This is a genomic window from Blastococcus sp. SYSU DS0552 (assembly GCF_054050815.1).
Genome location: NZ_JBJHAB010000011.1, coordinates 60,043 through 76,184, shown reverse-complemented (window position 1 = coordinate 76,184; position 16,142 = coordinate 60,043). Strand labels below are relative to the sequence as shown.

Below are 16,142 nucleotides of genomic sequence, written 5' to 3'. Positions count from 1 at the left end.
CCTCGCGCTACGTCAGCGGCCCCGCTGCAGGGTCCCGCCGCGAGCTCGCGAGTGGTGGGGGGCAGCGGGGTCCTTTCTGCGCTCCAGCCCGCGCTCCTCCGTGGGCGCGGCCGGCTCGGTGGGCCCCTGCGCCAGCCGGCCCGGCCACCAGACCTTGTCGCCGATCAGGTGCACGGCCGAGGGCACGAGCAGGGTCCGGACGACGAAGGTGTCGAGCAGGACGCCGAAGCCGACGAGGAACCCGAGCTGGATGAGGATGACCAGCGGCAGCACGGTCAGCGCCCCGAAGGTGGCCGCGAGCACCAGCCCGGCGCTGGTGATCACCCCGCCGGTGACCGCCAGCGACCGCAGGACGCCGGCCCGCGCCCCGTGCCGAGTCGACTCCTCCCGGGCCCGGGTCATGAGGAAGATGTTGTAGTCGATCCCCAAGGCCACGAGGAAGACGAACCCGATGAGCAGCACCTGCGGATCGCTGCCCGGGAAGTCGAAGAGGTGCTCGAAGACCAGCGCGGCGACGCCGACGGTCGCGGCGGTGCTCAGCGCGGTCGTGCCCACCAGCAGCAGCGGCGCCACGACCGCCCGCAGCAGCATCGCGAGCACGACGGTGATCACCAGCAGGACCAGCGGCACGATCACTGCGAGGTCGCGGGCGGCGGTCTCCTGGGTGTCCAGGTCCTGGGCGGTCGAGCCGCCGACGAGGGCGTCGGGGTCGACGTCGAGCACCGCCGCCCGCAGGTCGGCCACGGTGCTCTGCGCGGCCTCGCTGTCCGGGGCGTCGGCCAGCGTGGCGTCGATGCGGACCAGTCCGTCCGCCACGACCGGCTCGGCGTTCCCCGCTCCGGGCGGGCCCCCACCGGTGAAGGGCGCCACCCCGGCGACGCCGTCGACCTGCGACGCGGCGTCGGCGACGTCCTGCCATCCGTCGGCGGGGGTGATGACCACTGCGGGGCTGGCGCCGCCGGCCTGGTAGTGCCGGGCCAGCGCCTCCTGCCCCGCGCCGGACTCCGAGCCACCACGCACCGCCTCCGACAGGGGGATGCCGTCGGCGTCGAAGGTCGGCAGGAACAGCGCGAGGACGACGAGCACGCCGGTGCTGCCGACGAGGTACCGGCCCGGACGGCGCCCGACCGAGGCCGACACCCGCTCCCAGCCCTTGCCGTGCGCGTGCTCCTCGCCGTACTTCGGGCGGAACGGCCAGAACGCCGCGCGGCCGAAGAGGACCAGCACCGCGGGCAGGAAGGTGAGCGCGGCGAGCATGGCGAAGGCGATGCAGACCGCGGAGATCGGGCCGAGCGCGCGGTTGGAGCCCAGGTCGGAGAAGAGCAGGCAGAGGACGCCGAGGATCACCGTCCCGCCGGAGGCGAGGATCGGCTCCCACGACTGCCGGAGCGCCACCTTCATCGCGGCGACGGGGGACCGCTCGCGGCGCAGCTCCTCCCGGTAGCGGGCGACCAGCAGCAGGCCGTAGTCGGTGGCCGCGCCGACGACCAGGATCGAGGCGATGCCCTGGCTCTGGCCGTTGACCGTGATCCAGCCCCGGTCGGCCAGGAAGTAGGCGACGGCGAGGGAGACGACCAGCGCGAGGCCGGCGGTGCCGATGACCAGCAGCGGCAGCAGCGGGCTGCGGTAGACGACCAACAGGATGAGCAGGACGACGCCGAACGCGGCGAGCAGCAGCAGGCCGTCGATGCCGGAGAAGCCCTCGGCGAAGTCGGAGAAGATCGCGCCCGGGCCGGTGACGTACGCCGTGGTGCCGTCGATGCCCGGCAGATCGCGCAGGTCGGCGATGACCTGCCCCAGCGCGTCGCCCAGGTCCGGGTCGAACGGCAGCACCGCCTGCACCGCTTCGCCGTCCTCCGACGGGATCGGCGGCGACGGCTCGCCGGCCAGCGCGCCGGCGTCCTCGGCGAGGGCGGCCGCCTCCTCGACCCGCTCCTGCGCCTCGGTCAGCGCGGCGGGGTCGAGCGCGCCGTCCTCGCTCTCCCAGAGCAGGATCACCGGCAGCGTGCGCTCGGTGCGGAACCGCTGCTGCAGCTCGGTCACCCGGGTGGACTCGGCGCTGTCGGGGAGGAAGGCGGCGGAGTCGTTCTCCGAGACCTCCCCGAGCTTGCCGCTGAACGAGCCGAGGGGTCCGGCCAGCCCGAGCCACAGCAGGGTGACGACGGCAGGCAGGATCCAGCGGAGGACGGGGGAGCGGCGCGGCATCGGTTTTCCTTGATGGTCGATCATCTCGGTGATCGAGAGATTAGGGCGGTCTCGTGCCGCGCGCGAACGGAGGTGTGGTGGCCGAGGTCGATCCCGCGCGGCAGGAGCTGGCGCTGCTCCTTCGCCGGCTGACCGTGGAGCTGGATGCCGTCGGGCAGCGGTTCGCCGGGTTGCACGGGCTGGGGCGCACCGACGTCCGGGCGCTGGTGGCGGTCATGGACGCCGCTCGCCGCGGTGAGGCGCTCACCGCGGGCCGGCTCGGCGCGGCTGTGGAGCTGAGCTCGGCGTCGGTGACCGCGCTGGTCGACCGGCTGGAGCGCGCCGGCCACCTGCGCCGGGTGCGGGACGACGCCGACCGCCGCCGGGTGACGCTGGAGATGTCATCGGAGGCGATGGCCGCCGGGGCGGAGTTCTTCGGCGGGCTGCAGCGGGACCTGCTGGCGGCGATGGAGGGCTACTCCGACGCCGAGCTCGCCGTCGTCCACCGGTTCCTGACCGACATGACCGGGGTGATCGAGCAGCACGCCCGCACGACCCCGCCCGAGACCCAGGCATAGGAAGCTATACGTGCGCATCCGGGGCCCCGGACGCATGCATAGCTTCCTATGCCTGGGGGCCGCTCAGAGGTAGAGGCCGGTCGATTCCTCGATGCGCTCGGCGGCGACGGCGTGCACGTCGCGCTCGCGCAGGATGATCAGGTCCTCGCCGTGCACCTCGACCTCGTGCTGGTCCTCGGGGGAGAAGAGCACCTGGTCGCCGATCTTGACCTGGCGCACGCTCGGGCCGACGCCCTTGGCCTCGCCCCACACCAGCCGCTTGGCGACCTGCGCGGTGGCCGGGATGAGGATGCCGCCGGTGGAGCGCCGCTCGCCGTCCTCCCGGCGCAGCGACACCAGGATGCGGTCGTGCAGCATCTTGATCGGCAACCGGCCGGCGCTGTTCTCGGGCACGTCGTCCCACGCTACTAGGGCCCTCGGAGCGGCCGAGTGCTGACTTGTGGTCGGTCTTCCCGGCGTGTCCGCCCGTGTCGGCGGCAACGACTGCGCACTCGGCTGACGGTGCCGCACCGACCACCCGGCGCTTCGTGCACGAGACGCCGGGGTCAACCCCAGCCGAGCTCGTGGAGGCGGTCTTCCTCGATGCCGAAGTGGTGCGCGATCTCGTGCACGACGGTGACCGTGACCTCCTCGACGACCTCCTCCTCGGTCTCGCAGATGTCGCAGATCGCCTCGCGGTAGATCATGATCCGGTCCGGCAGCGAGCCGCCGTAGTCCCAGCCGCGCTCGGTCAGCGCGTACCCCTCGTAGAGCCCGAGCAGCTCCGGCTCGTCGGGGTTCCGGTCCTCCACCAGGACGACGACGTTGTCCAGCAGCCCCATCAGCTCGGGCGGCACCTGGTCGAGGGCGTCGGCGACCAGCTCCTCGAAGACGGGGAGCGGGAGCGCCTTCACCAGGACGTCGGCAGCGGCCGGCCCTCCTCGTAGCCGGCCGAGCTCTGCACCCCCAGCACCGCCCGCTCGTGCAGCTCGTCCACGGTCCGCGCGCCCGCGTAGGTGCACGACGACCGCACGCCGGCCACGATCTGGTCGATCAGGTCCTCGACGCCGGGGCGGGCCGGGTCCAGGTACATCCGGGACGAGGAGATGCCCTCTTCGAAGAGGCCGGCCCGCGCCCGCTCGAACCCGGTCTGGGTCGCCGTCCGGGCCTTGACCGCCCGCGCCGACGCCATGCCGAACGACTCCTTGTACAGCCGGCCGCCGTCGTCGTGCACGTCACCGGCCGACTCGTAGGTGCCGGCGAACCAGGAGCCCACCATCACGTTCGCCGCGCCGGCGGCCAGCGCGAGCGCGATGTCGCGCGGGTGCCGGACCCCGCCGTCGGCCCACACGTGCTTGCCCAGCGAGCGAGCCTCCGCGGCGCACTCCTCGACGGCGGAGAACTGCGGCCGCCCGACGCCGGTCATCATCCGGGTGGTGCACATCGCGCCCGGGCCCACGCCGACCTTGACGACGTCGGCGCCGGCCTCGATCAGGTCGCGCGTGCCCTGCGCCGTCACCACGTTGCCGGCGACCACCGGCACGGAGCCGGCCACCGAGCGCGCCGCGCGGACCGCCTCGATCGCCTTCTCCTGGTGCCCGTGCGCCGTGTCGACGACCAGCACGTCCACCCCGGCGGCGAGCAAGGCCGCGGCCTTGCCCGCGACGTCGCCGTTGATGCCCACGGCGGCCGAGGTGAGCAGGTGGCCCTCGGTGTTCACCGCCGGCGTGTAGATCGCCGAGCGCAGCGCGCCCTTCTTCGTGATGACGCCGACCAGCCGGTCGCCCTCGACCACGGGGGCGGCGCTCACGCGCTCACCGGAGAGCACGTCGAAGATCTTCGGCAGGTCGGTGCCGGCGGGGATGGTGAGCGGCTCGCGGGTCATCACCTCGGCGAGCTGGGTGAACCGGTCGACGCCCTGGCACTGCCCGTCGGTGACGACGCCGACGGGGGACCCGTCCTCGACCACCACGACGATCCCGTGCGCGCGCTTGGTGAGCAGCGATAGCGCCTCGCCGACGGTGGAGGTGGGGGAGAGGGTGATCGGGGTGTCGTAGACCGGGTGCCGGGTCTTCACCCAGGAGACGACCTCGGTGACGACGTCGACCGGGATGTCCTGCGGCAGCACCGCCAACCCGCCCCGGCGGGCGGTGGTCTCGGCCATCCGCCGTCCCGAGATCGCGGTCATGTTGGCGACGACGATCGGGATGGTCGTGCCCACGCGGTCCGGCGTGGTCAGGTCGACCTCGAGCCGCGAGCCGACCGTCGAGTGGTTGGGCACCATGAAGACGTCGGAGTACGTGAGGTCGTGCGAGGGCCGCTGCAGGAAGCGCATGGCCCCAGTGTCCCAGTAGCGGTGCCGGCTCGGGGGCTGAGCCGGGGAAGCGGACGTTGAGCCGCGATGTGGCCCGGCCAGAGGTCGGACGGCGAGGGTTGACCCGGTCGGGCGTCGGTGGTGCGGTCACGAGCCGCGCGGCAGCGGTGGCTCCGTACGATCGGCGTCGTGATCGACCTACGGCTCGTGCGCGAGAACCCCGACGTCGTCCGTGCCAGCCAGCGCGCCCGGGGCGCCGACGAGTCCCTGGTCGACCAGCTGCTCGCCGCCGACGCCGCCCGCCGCGACGCGGTGAAGCGGGCCGACGACCTGCGCGCCGAGCAGAAGAACGCCTCGCAGGCGGTGAAGAAGGCGAGCCCCGAGGAGCGCCCCGCCGTCCTGGAGCGGGCCAAGGCGCTGGCCGCCGAGGTCAAGGAGGCCGAGGAGCAGCAGCGCGCCGCCGACGCCGCGCTGCGCGAGGTCCACCTGCGCATCCCCAACGTGGTCGCCGACGACGTCCCGCCCGGCGGTGAGGACGACGCGGTCACCCTGCGCACCGTCGGCGAGGTGCCCACCTACGACTTCGAGGTGCGCGACCACATCGAGATCGGCGAGGCCCTCGGCGCCATCGACATGGAGCGCGGCGCCAAGGTCTCCGGCTCCCGCTTCTACTTCCTCACCGGCCCCGGCGCGCTGCTGGAGTTCGCGCTGGCCCAGCTGGCGATCAGCCGGGCGGTGGCGGCCGGGTTCACCCCGGTGGTCGCTCCGGCCCTGGTCAAGCCGAGCGCCATGGAGGGCACCGGCTTCCTCGGCGAGCACGACGAGGAGGTGTACCGGATCGAGCGCGACGACCTGTACCTCGTCGGCACCTCCGAGGTGGCGCTGGCCGGCATGCACGCCGGTGAGGTGCTCGACCTCGCGCAGGGCCCGAAGCGCTACGCCGGGTGGTCCTCCTGCTTCCGCCGCGAGGCCGGTTCCTACGGCAAGGACACCCGCGGCATCATCCGGGTGCACTGGTTCGACAAGGTCGAGATGTTCAGCTTCTGCCGGCCGGAGGACGCCGCCGTCGAGCACCTGCGGCTGCTCGCGTGGGAGGAGGAGTTCCTCCAGGCCCTGGAGCTGCCCTACCGCGTCGTCGACATCGCCGCCGGCGACCTGGGCACCAGCGCCACGCGCAAGTACGACATCGAGGCGTGGTTCCCCACCCAGGGCACGTACCGGGAGCTCACCAGCACCTCGGACTGCACCACCTTCCAGGCCCGCCGGCTGACCATCCGGTACCGGGACGAGGACGGGAAGAACCAGACCGCGGCCACGCTGAACGGCACGCTCTGCGCCATCGCCCGCACCATCGCCTGCCTGCTCGAGGTGCACCAGCGGGCCGACGGCTCGGTGCACGTGCCGGTGGCGCTGCGGCCGTGGCTGGGGGGCGTCGAGGCGCTGACCCCCGGCATGACCCTGGCGGCCCCCGTCCCGCCGCCCGCGGCATGAGCGATTCCGCGCCGAAGGCTCTGCAGGCCTACGGCGTCCTGCCCGGCGCCGACCAGGTCGTGGAGCTCGGTGACCTCGGCCCGTGGCGGCCCAAGCTGGTCGCCACCGACCTCGACGGCACCCTCCTCGACGACGCCGGCGAGGTCAGCCCGCGCACCCGGGCGGCGGTGACCGCCTGCTGGGACGCCGGTATCCCGGTGGTCGGCGTCACCGGCCGCGGCCCCCGGCTGCTGGAGAGCGTGCGCGTCGCCCTCGGTGGGCGCGGCATCGCGGTGCTGGCGCAGGGCGGGTTCGTCGTCGACCTGGAACGCGACGAGGTGCTGCGCACAGTCGCCCTTCCGCGGAGCCAGGCGGCCGCGGTCATCGAGCGGATCGAGTCGGTGGCCGGGGACCTCGTGCTGGCGGTGGAGGACGCCGCCCATCAGGGCGAGGCGCGCGGCGCGTTGCGGGTGCAGCACGGCTTCGACTGGCCCTACCCCGAGGACGCCGAGCTCGTGGCCAAGGACGAGGTGCTGCCGGCCGAGGCCGTGCTCAAGGTCTTCCTGCGCTCGCCCACGATCGGCCAGGACGAGCTGCTCGCGCTCGCCCGCTCCGTCGTCGACCCGGCCGACGCCGAGCTGACCCACGCCGGCCTCGGGTTCATCGAGGTGCTGCCGCCGGGGATCACCAAGGCCACCGGCCTGGCCGTCGCCCTCGAGCGCTTCGGCGTCGACCTCGCCGACGTCCTCGTGTTCGGCGACATGCCCAACGACCTGCCGATGCTGACCGCGGTCGCCGAGGCCGGGGGCCGGGCCGTCGCCGTCGCCAACGCGCACCCGGCGGTTCGTGCCGTCACCACCCACGTGACCAGCGGCCACCGCGCCGACGGGGTCGCCCGGTACCTGGAGGCGGTGCTCGATGGCTGACTGGCGTCCCCGCCTGATCGCCAGCGACATGGACGGCACGCTCCTGCGCTGGGACGACACGGTCAGCGAGGCGACCGTCGCCGAGCTGGAGCGCTGGCGGGCCGACGGCGTCCCGGTGGTGCTGGCCACCGGCCGCCCGCCGCGGTGGATGCGCCGGATCCGCGAGGTGCTCGGCTACGGGACGGCGGTGTGCTGCAACGGCGCCGTGCTCCTGGACCTGGAGAGCTTCGAGATCCTCCACGAGGAGCCGGTGCACCCCGACGTCCTCCGGTCGGTCACGGCCGAGCTGCGTCGGCGGCAGCCGGACACCTGGTTCGCGGTCGAGTACGGGCTGGAGTTCCGTCACGAGCCGATCTACAAGCCACGGTGGGACGTCGACGCGCCGGGGGTCGCCGAGGCGACGCTGGAGGAGATGCTGGAGCAACCGGTCGCCAAGCTCCTGGCCCGCCACGAGAAGCTGCCGCGCGACGAGTTCGTGGCCCTGGTGGAGGAGGTCATCGGCGGGCGGGCGACGGTCACGTGCTCGTCGACGGATGCCCTCGCGGAGATCTCCGCGACCGGGGTGACGAAGGCGTCGGGCCTGGCCACGGTCGCCGCCCGCCACGGGATCGGCCCCGAGGACGTCGTCGTCTTCGGCGACATGCCCAACGACATCGCCGCCTTCGAGTGGGTGCGCGACGGCGGTGGCCGGGCGGTCGCGATGTCGCATGCGCACCCCGACCTGCTCGCCGTCGCCACCGACGTCACGGGGACCAACGAGGAGGACGGCGTCGCCACCTTCCTGAGGTCGCTCTAGCCGTTCCTGCTCCGCTGGAGTGACTCCAGCCTTGGGTCGGCTCAATCCGGCGCACGATCTGCCGAAAACCCGGGCAGTCGACCGCCGGTGGAGCGGTTCTGTCCCTCGGGAGGCTCGGCATGGACGCCGCTGTCGCACCAACCGCTCAGCACGGTTCTGAGCACGCCGCGGATGGAGGGCGCGGGCTGTTCCGCCGGGTCGGTCTGCAGGGCCGGCTCCTGCTGGCGATCCTGCTCGTCGCCCTGACCACCCTGGCGGTCGGCGTCATCGGGGCCTCCCGCATGGCGGTGCTCAGCGACCAGGCCGAGCAGATCTACCACGACGGCACGGTGCCGCTGGACGAGATCCGGCTGCTGCAGTCGGCCTGGTGGGAGTACCAGGCGAACTCGGCGCGCACCACGATCCCCGGGCTCCAGCCGGAGGCGGTCGCCCAGTACCAGGCCCGCGCCACCGAGGTGCAGGCCCGGATCCAGGAGCTGACCGGCCTCGTCGACGGTGAGCCGCTGGGTGCCGCGTCGCGCGCGGCCTTCGAGCGCTTCGAGCCCGCGATGACCGACTACTTCACCACGCTCGGCGAGATCATCGCTGCCCTCGAGAGCGGTGACCCGGCCCAGCTGGCGCAGCTGGAGACCGCCGGCGCCGAGCTCGATGCCGCCGAGATCGAGGCGATCGCCGCCCTCACCGAAGCCGCCGACGCGCAGTCGGAGTTCGCCGACGCCATCGCGGAGGACGCGAGGAACGCCGCCGAGGCGGCGCGCACGCTGACGTTCCTCGTCATCGGGATCGGCCTCGTCGTGTCGGTCGGGCTGGCCGTTCTGGTGGCCCGCAGCATCAACCGCCCGGTGCAGCGGATCAGCGAGGTGCTCGACCGGGTGGCCGACGGCGACCTGAGCGTGCGCGTCGGTCCCACCGGTGGTGCCGAGCTGGCCCGCGTCTCGGCCTCGGTCGACCGGACGCTCGACTCGATCGGCGGGGTGCTGCGGCTGGTCGGCGACTCCGCGAACCGGCTGGCCGACGCCTCGCAGAAGCTCGACGGCGCCGCCGAGGGCATCGCCGCCAACGCCCGGGCCGCGGCCGGCCAGGCCGATGAGGTGGTGACCTCCGCGGGTGCGGTGGCATCGAGCGTGGACACGGTGGCGACGGGGTCGTCGCAGATGGAGTCGGCGATCCGGGAGATCGCGCACAACGCGACCGAGGCGGCCCGGGTGGCGGGTCAGGCGGTGACGGTGGCGGAGACGACGACGAAGACCGTGGGGAAGCTGGGTGACTCCTCGCAGGAGATCGCCACGGTGATCAAGCTGATCAACGGGATCGCGGAGCAGACGAACCTGCTGGCGCTGAACGCCACGATCGAGGCTGCGCGCGCCGGTGAGGCGGGCAAGGGGTTCGCGGTGGTGGCCAGCGAGGTGAAGGAGCTGGCGCAGGAGACGGCGCGGGCGACCGAGGACATCTCCAAGCGGGTGGAGGCGATCCAGGGTGACACCGCGGGTGCGGTGGATGCGATCGGCAAGATCAGTGCGGTGATCGGGGAGATCAACGACTTCCAAGCGACGATCGCTGCGGCGGTGGAGGAGCAGACGGCGACGACGAACGAGATGAACCGCAACGTGGCCGAGGCGGCGAGTGGTTCGCAGGACATCGCCGCGGCGATCTCGGGGCTGGCCGCGGGGACGCAGGAGACCAACCAGCGGGTGGAGGACGCGCAGCGGGCCGCCGCGGAGCTGGCCCGGATGAGCGGGGAGCTGCAGGAGGCGGTCGCCCGCTTCACCGTCTGAACCAACCCGGCACGCCCGACGGCGCCGTTCCCACCCGGGGGCGGCGCCGTCGCGCGTCCCGCGCACCCCTACCGGTGGAGCCGCTCCACGACTGGGGTGAACTCCACCGTTCGGCCTGCCGATGAGCAGGACGACGGTCCTCTCGGACCGACCGACTTCCAGGAGAGCGAGCAGGCATGGAGCGCGTGCAGGACCCCGACACCGCGGCGAACACGGCGCGGGACGACCAGCAGCCCCGGGGGCTGTCCCGGATCGGGCTGCGCGGCCGCCTGCTCGGCTCGATCCTCGTCGTCGCCGTGACCACCCTCGGCGTCGGTGCCTTCGGCATCCAGCGGATGTCGGTGCTCAGCGACCAGGCGCAGCGCGTCTACGAGGACGGCGCCATCCCGCTCGACGGGCTGCGCGAGCTGCAGGCCGACTGGTGGCAGCTGTCGGCCAACATCGCGCGGGCCAACGTCCCCACCCTGCCGCCGGAGAGCCGGGCGCGTGCGCAGCAGCAGACGACGGAGATGACCGAGGTACTCGCGCAGCACGTCGCCGAGGTGGGCGAGATGCCGCTCTCCGACGAGGCGCGAATCCTGCACGAGCAGATGGCCACCTCGGTCGAGACGTACCTGACCGTGCTCCAGCAGCTGCTCGTCGCCACCAACACGCCCGGGACCCCGCCGGCGCGGATCGGCGCCCTGGTCGCGGAGCTCAACGAGAACGAGCAGACCATCTCCACCTCGATCGCGGAGGCCACGACCATCGCTGCCGAGGATGCGCAGGCAATCACGGGGGAGGCCGAGGAGGCGTACCACGACGGCCGCACGCTGACCCTCGTCCTGATCGCCGTGGGCCTGGCGATCTCCGTCGTTCTGGCCTTCGTGGTCGCCCGCGGCGTCACCCGGCCGGTGCAGCGGATCCGCGAGATCCTGGGCCAGGTGGCCGCCGGTGACCTCACCGTCCGCGCCGGCCGCACGGGTGGTGCCGAGCTGGGCGAGATGGCGGCGTCGCTCGACCACACGCTGGACTCGATCGGCAACGTCCTGCTGCTGGTCAACGACTCCTCCACCCGCCTGGCCACGGCCTCCCACCAGCTCAGCGGCGCCGCCGAGGGCATGCGGGAGAACGCCCGCCTCGCGGCCGGCCAGGCCGACGAGGTGGTGACCTCCGCGGGTGCGGTGGCATCGAGCGTGGACACGGTGGCGACGGGGTCGTCGCAGATGGAGTCGGCGATCCGGGAGATCGCGCACAACGCGACCGAGGCGGCCCGGGTGGCGGGTCAGGCGGTGACGGTGGCGGAGACGACGACGAAGACCGTGGGGAAGCTGGGTGACTCCTCGCAGGAGATCGCCACGGTGATCAAGCTGATCAACGGGATCGCGGAGCAGACGAACCTGCTGGCGCTGAACGCCACGATCGAGGCTGCGCGCGCCGGTGAGGCGGGCAAGGGGTTCGCGGTGGTGGCCAGCGAGGTGAAGGAGCTGGCGCAGGAGACGGCGCGGGCGACCGAGGACATCTCCAAGCGGGTGGAGGCGATCCAGGGTGACACCGCGGGTGCGGTGGATGCGATCGGCAAGATCAGTGCGGTGATCGGGGAGATCAACGACTTCCAAGCGACGATCGCTGCGGCGGTGGAGGAGCAGACGGCGACGACGAACGAGATGAACCGCAACGTGGCCGAGGCGGCGAGTGGTTCGCAGGACATCGCCGCGGCGATCTCGGGGCTGGCCGCGGGGACGCAGGAGACCAACCAGCGGGTGGAGGACGCGCAGCGGGCCGCCGCGGAGCTGGCCCGGATGAGCGGGGAGCTGCAGGAGGCGGTCGCCCGCTTCACCGTCTGAACCAACCCGGCACGCCCGACGGCGCCGTCCCCCGACCCGGGGGCGGCGCCGTCGCGCGTCCGGCTCAGGTGAGCACGTTGTAGGCGATCACCATGTTCACGACGGCGGCGACGACCGCCACCGCACCGAGCACCAGACCGGCGGTGGCCTGGCCGGTGCGGGTGCTGTTGCGCCGGGCGGCGACGCCCAGGCCCACGCTCACGACGCCCAGGGCCAGGCCGATGATCGCGAACAGGATCGCGAAGACGACGCCGACGGCGCCGGTGACGAGCGAGGCGATCGCCAGGCCGTTCTGGCCGCTGCGCGTGGACGGGCTGCTCGACTGCTGAGTGGTCACGGGATCCTCCCGGGATGGGGCCGGGGCGGTCCCGGCGCCGGACCGTCAGTGAGCGCGGGCCCGCCCCCGGAAACCGCCGGCGACCAGCGTCACCCGGTCAGGGGAACCGGTGGGTTCCGGTCGGATCGCGCGCTACAGGTACTGGCCGCCACCCGGACGGAGGTCCGGCTGGCCCGCCGGGTGCTGCCCGCCGGGAAGGGCCTTCCGCCGGATCTCCTCCAGCTGGGCCCGGGCGGCCATCTGCTGGGCGAAGAGCGCTGTCTGGATGCCGTGGAAGACGCCCTCCAGCCAGCCCACGAGCTGCGCCTGCGCGATCCGGAGTTCGGCGTCCGAGGGCGTCTCGCCCTCGCTGAACGGCAGCGAGATGCGCGCCAGCTCCTCGCGCAGCTCGGGGGCCAGGCCCTGCTCCAGCTCGCGGATCGAGGAGGCGTGGATGTCGCGCAGCCGGTTGCGGCTGGCGTCGTCGAGGGGGGCCGCGCGGACCTCCTCGAGCAGCTGCTTGATCATCGTGCCGATCCGCATGACCTTCGCGGGCTGCTCCACCAGCTCGCCGACGTCCATGCCCCCGTTGCCCTCGTCGTCGGCCCCCTGGGGCATCGGCACGGTGCCGACCGGACGCCCGTCCGGCCCGACCACGACGACCTGCTGGGGGCGCTCGTTGCCGTTCTGCGGTGCAGTCATGCCACCCATCCTGCCCGGTGGCGCGGACGCTCCGCCGGGGGCCGGGAGAGTGCGGGCCGACCGGGGGCAGGAACTAGGGTCGGACCATGGCATCGGGGGGCCGGCTGGACGTCGCTCGGGTCCGCGGTCTCTTCCCCGGTCTGTCCGACGGCTACGTCCACGCCGACGGCCCGGCCGGCTCGCTGGTCCCCGAGAACGTCGCCCACGCGGTCGGCTCCGCGCTGCGCACGCCGATCGCCGAGCGGGGCGGGGTCTTCCCGGCGTCCGGGCGGGCCGAGGCGCTGGTCTCCGGTGCCCGGGCCGCCGTGGCCGACCTGGTCGGCGGCCGGCCCGGCGGCGTCGTCCTCGGGCCGAGCGCGACCGCGCTGACCTATGGCATGGCCCGCGCGCTGGCCCGCACCTGGCGCCCCGGTGACGAGATCGTGCTCAGCCGGCTGGACCACGACGCCAACGTCCGGCCGTGGCTGCAGCTGGCCGCGACCACCGGGGTGCAGGTGCGCTGGGCGGAGGTCGACATCGAGACCGGCGAGCTGCCCGCCTGGCAGTACGCCGACCTGCTCACCCGGCGCACCCGGCTGGTGGCGGTCACCGCCGCCAGCAACGCACTGGGCACCCGGCCCGACGTCGCCGGCATCGCCGCACAGGCGCACGGGGTCGGTGCGCTGGTCTACGTCGACGCCGTCCACGCCGCCCCGCACGTGTTCCTCGACAAGGGCTCGCTCGGTGCGGACTTCCTGGCGGTGTCGGCCTACAAGTGGTGCGGGCCGCACGTCGCTGCGGTGGTGGCCGACCCGGAGCTGCTGGAGTACCTGCGGCCGGACAAGCTGCTGCCCTCGTCGGACCGGGTGCCCGACCGGTTCGAGACGGGGGTGCCGCCGTTCGAGCTGTACGCGGGGGTGAGCGCCGCCGTCGACCACCTGGCCGGGCTCTGCGCCGAGGCGATCGGCAGTCGCCGCGACCGGCTCCGGGCGTCGATGGCCGCCGTCGCCCGGCACGAGGGTGACCTGTTCGACTGGCTGGACCAGGCCTTGCGGGCCATGCGCCACGTGCAGGTCCTCGGCGAGCCCGAGCGGTGCACCCCCACGCTGTCGTTCACCGTCGCCGGCATGCGCCCCCGCCAGGTGGCCGCAGAGCTGGCCCGGGCAGGCATCTGCGCCTGGGACGGTGACTTCTACGCCCGGGAGCTCTTCGACGCCCTCGGGGTGAACGAGAGCGGGGGCGCGGTGCGCCTGGGGCTCATGCACTACAGCACCGCCGACGAGGTCGGCCGGATCATCGACGCGGTCGCGGGGCTGCGTCCCCGCTGACGGCCCCGTCCCGAGGCTCGCCCCGAGCGTGCGAGGGGTGAGGAGGACGGGGTCCTCTTTCAGGAGCCGGGGAGGAGCAGCACCTTGCCGACGTGCTCGCTCGCCTCGACGACGCGGTGCGCCTCGGCCGCCCGCGCCATGGGTAGCCGCCGGTCGACGACCGGCCGGATCGTCCCGCGCTCGACGTCGGGCCACACGTCGTGCCGCACCGCGGCGACGATGTCGGCCTTGCCGCCGGGGCCGGTCGCCGGCCGCGAACGCAGGGCGGTGGCGTGCACCGCCGCCCGCTTGCGCAGCAGCGTGGCGATGTCGAGCTCCGCCTTCGACCCGCCCTGCATGCCGATGATCACCAGCCGGCCCCCGACGGCCAGCGCCTCCAGGTTCCGGGCCAGGTACTTGGCGCCCATGTTGTCCAGGACGACGTCGACGCCGCGGCCGTCGGTCGCCTCGCGCACGCGCTCCACGAAGTCCTCGTCGCGGTAGTTGATCGCGACCTCGGCGCCGAGCTCGCGGCAGACGTCCAGCTTGGCCGCGGTGCCGGCGGTGGTGAGCACGCGGGCCCCGGCGCCGGCGGCGAGCTGGATGGCCATGGTCCCGATGCCGCTGGACCCGCCGTGCACGAGGAAGGTCTCGCCCCTGCCGAGCCGGGCCAGCATGAACACGTTCGACCACACCGTGCAGGTCACCTCGGGCAGCGCGGCCGCCGTGGCCAGCTCCACCCCGGCGGGCTTGGGCAGCAGCTGCCCGGCCGGGACGGCGACCCGCTCGGCGTAGCCGCCACCGGAGAGGAGCGCGCACACCTCGTCGCCGACCGACCAGCCGGTCACGCCCTCGCCGACCTCGCTGACGATGCCGCTGCACTCCAGGCCGAGGATCTCGCTGGCGCCCTTGGGTGGCGGGTAGAAACCCTGCCGCTGCAGCAGGTCGGCCCGGTTCACCGCAGCGGCCGCGACGTCGACGAGCACCTCGCCGGGGCCGCACACCGGGTCAGGGACCTCGGCCCAGGTGAGCACCTCCGGGCCGCCGGGTTCGCTGATCGTCACCGCGCGCATGGCCCGACCCTAGAAGGACCCCCTGGCCCCCCGCCGCTCGCAGGCTCGCATCGGGCCCCTGCAGGGGGCCGCTCCTGCCCTACGCCGCTCGCAGGCTCGCATCGGGCCCCGGCAGGGGGCCGCTCTTGCCCTACGCCGCTCGCAGGCTCGCGTCGGGCGCCGTTGCCGCGCCGGAGACGGCGACGGTGCTGCCCACGGCGTCGCTGGCGGTGGCGAGGTCGGCGAGCACCGCGCCGACGGCCCGACGGGACACCTTCATCCGATCCGTCCCGCCCGTCCGGGACGTCGTGGCGGCCTCGTCGCCGTCGGTCAGGTAGACCGGCTGCACGATCGTCCAGTCCAGCGCGCTGGCCCGCACGATCTGCTCCTGCCGCTCGTGGTCGGCGATCTGCGGGCGGAGAACCAGGGCGAAGACCACCCGTGAGGTGAACGGCAGCCGGTCGCGCGTCTCGCCGACCCCGTAGGACGACTGGACGACGAGCCGGCGCACGCCGTGCCGCTGCATCGCGGCGACCACCGTGGCGGTCCCCCGCGAGCGCACGTCCAGGGGTGTGCCGGAACTGCCGCGCAGCCGCACCCTCAGCGCGGGCTCGGCGATGCCCAGAGCGACCACGACGGCGTCCTGGCCGTCCACGGCGCGGCCGACGTCGGCCGCGCTCGTCGCATCCCCGTCGACCCCACGGACCCCGCACCGTCCGCCGAACGCCGTGCCCGCCGCCCGCGCGAACGCGGTGACCTCGTGTCCTCCGGCGACCAGGGCGTCGACCGCTGCCCGACCCGAACCGCCCGTCGCTCCCACGACCAGTACTCGCATGACCCGCTCCTTCGGTGGTGGAGGTGCTGCCGGCGCGTTGCCGACGTCGTCCACCCTGGTCTGGACGGGCAGTCAGGAGAACGCCCGTCCATCGCCGTTCCAT

The 16,142-nt window shown here is 73.6% G+C and carries 15 protein-coding genes; 7 read left to right on the top strand and 8 right to left on the bottom strand.

All coding sequences use genetic code 11. From position 1 onward, the window contains the following. Window positions 1-12: 12 nt before the first annotated feature. Entirely contained in the window at window positions 13-2,205 is a 2,193-nt protein-coding gene (locus ACI8AG_RS12900; RefSeq protein ID WP_456597356.1) for an MMPL family transporter, read from the bottom strand. A gap of 77 nt (window positions 2,206-2,282) precedes the next feature. Here ACI8AG_RS12900 and ACI8AG_RS12895 point away from each other — a divergent pair, with 77 nt between their 5' ends. After that, on the top strand, window positions 2,283-2,762 hold the full coding sequence (locus tag ACI8AG_RS12895; protein ID WP_456590297.1) for a MarR family winged helix-turn-helix transcriptional regulator: 480 nt from the start codon (window positions 2,283-2,285) through the stop codon (window positions 2,760-2,762). A 63-nt stretch (window positions 2,763-2,825) separates the two neighbouring features. On the opposite strand, the gene ACI8AG_RS12890 is transcribed toward ACI8AG_RS12895, so the two are convergent. From ACI8AG_RS12890 to ACI8AG_RS12880, 3 genes are all read right to left on the bottom strand, one after another. Next, entirely contained in the window at window positions 2,826-3,155 is a 330-nt protein-coding gene (locus tag ACI8AG_RS12890; RefSeq protein ID WP_456590298.1) for a GroES family chaperonin, read from the bottom strand. Window positions 3,156-3,307: 152 nt separating this feature from the next. Next, window positions 3,308-3,655 (bottom strand): metallopeptidase family protein, encoded by a 348-nt coding sequence (locus ACI8AG_RS12885; protein ID WP_456597355.1) that lies wholly within the window; start codon window positions 3,653-3,655, stop codon window positions 3,308-3,310. Next, complete coding sequence (locus ACI8AG_RS12880) at window positions 3,652-5,076, bottom strand: GuaB1 family IMP dehydrogenase-related protein (RefSeq protein ID WP_456597354.1); 1,425 nt, start codon at window positions 5,074-5,076, stop codon at window positions 3,652-3,654. The genes ACI8AG_RS12885 and ACI8AG_RS12880 overlap by 4 nt, the downstream gene beginning before the upstream one ends. Before the next feature lie 168 nt (window positions 5,077-5,244). Here ACI8AG_RS12880 and serS point away from each other — a divergent pair, with 168 nt between their 5' ends. The 5 genes from serS to ACI8AG_RS12855 all read left to right on the top strand — a co-directional run bounded on the left by serS (window position 5,245) and on the right by ACI8AG_RS12855 (window position 11,848). After that, window positions 5,245-6,546, top strand: a complete 1,302-nt coding sequence (gene serS, locus ACI8AG_RS12875) for a serine--tRNA ligase (protein ID WP_456597353.1) — start codon at window positions 5,245-5,247, stop codon at window positions 6,544-6,546. Next, on the top strand, window positions 6,543-7,451 hold the full coding sequence (locus tag ACI8AG_RS12870; protein ID WP_456597352.1) for an HAD family hydrolase: 909 nt from the start codon (window positions 6,543-6,545) through the stop codon (window positions 7,449-7,451). Before serS ends, ACI8AG_RS12870 begins: the two co-directional genes overlap by 4 nt. Then, complete coding sequence (locus tag ACI8AG_RS12865) at window positions 7,444-8,247, top strand: HAD family hydrolase (RefSeq protein ID WP_456590303.1); 804 nt, start codon at window positions 7,444-7,446, stop codon at window positions 8,245-8,247. Before ACI8AG_RS12870 ends, ACI8AG_RS12865 begins: the two co-directional genes overlap by 8 nt. 119 nt (window positions 8,248-8,366) lie before the next feature. Beyond that, a complete protein-coding gene (locus ACI8AG_RS12860) occupies window positions 8,367-10,022 on the top strand; it encodes a methyl-accepting chemotaxis protein (protein ID WP_456597351.1) in 1,656 nt (551 codons plus the stop codon). 176 nt (window positions 10,023-10,198) lie between these two features. After that, entirely contained in the window at window positions 10,199-11,848 is a 1,650-nt protein-coding gene (locus ACI8AG_RS12855; protein WP_456597350.1) for a methyl-accepting chemotaxis protein, read from the top strand. A 64-nt stretch (window positions 11,849-11,912) separates the two neighbouring features. Here the strand turns inward: ACI8AG_RS12855 and ACI8AG_RS12850 are convergent, their stop codons facing one another. Together ACI8AG_RS12850 and ACI8AG_RS12845 are read right to left on the bottom strand one after the other, a co-directional pair. Then, window positions 11,913-12,185: a hypothetical protein gene (locus tag ACI8AG_RS12850; protein WP_456590581.1), complete on the bottom strand. Its 273-nt coding sequence runs from the start codon at window positions 12,183-12,185 to the stop codon at window positions 11,913-11,915. Window positions 12,186-12,317: 132 nt separating this feature from the next. After that, window positions 12,318-12,866, bottom strand: coding sequence for a bacterial proteasome activator family protein (locus ACI8AG_RS12845; RefSeq protein WP_456590582.1), 549 nt, complete (start codon window positions 12,864-12,866; stop codon window positions 12,318-12,320). A gap of 86 nt (window positions 12,867-12,952) precedes the next feature. Between ACI8AG_RS12845 and ACI8AG_RS12840 the strand changes: the two genes are divergently transcribed. Beyond that, on the top strand, window positions 12,953-14,173 hold the full coding sequence (locus ACI8AG_RS12840) for a cysteine desulfurase-like protein (protein WP_456597349.1): 1,221 nt from the start codon (window positions 12,953-12,955) through the stop codon (window positions 14,171-14,173). A 59-nt stretch (window positions 14,174-14,232) separates the two neighbouring features. On the opposite strand, the gene ACI8AG_RS12835 is transcribed toward ACI8AG_RS12840, so the two are convergent. Then, window positions 14,233-15,225: an NAD(P)H-quinone oxidoreductase gene (locus tag ACI8AG_RS12835; RefSeq protein ID WP_456597348.1), complete on the bottom strand. Its 993-nt coding sequence runs from the start codon at window positions 15,223-15,225 to the stop codon at window positions 14,233-14,235. A gap of 130 nt (window positions 15,226-15,355) precedes the next feature. Continuing rightward, a complete protein-coding gene (locus tag ACI8AG_RS12830; RefSeq protein WP_456597347.1) occupies window positions 15,356-16,039 on the bottom strand; it encodes an NAD(P)-dependent oxidoreductase in 684 nt (227 codons plus the stop codon). Between the last annotated feature and the right edge of the window lie 103 nt (window positions 16,040-16,142).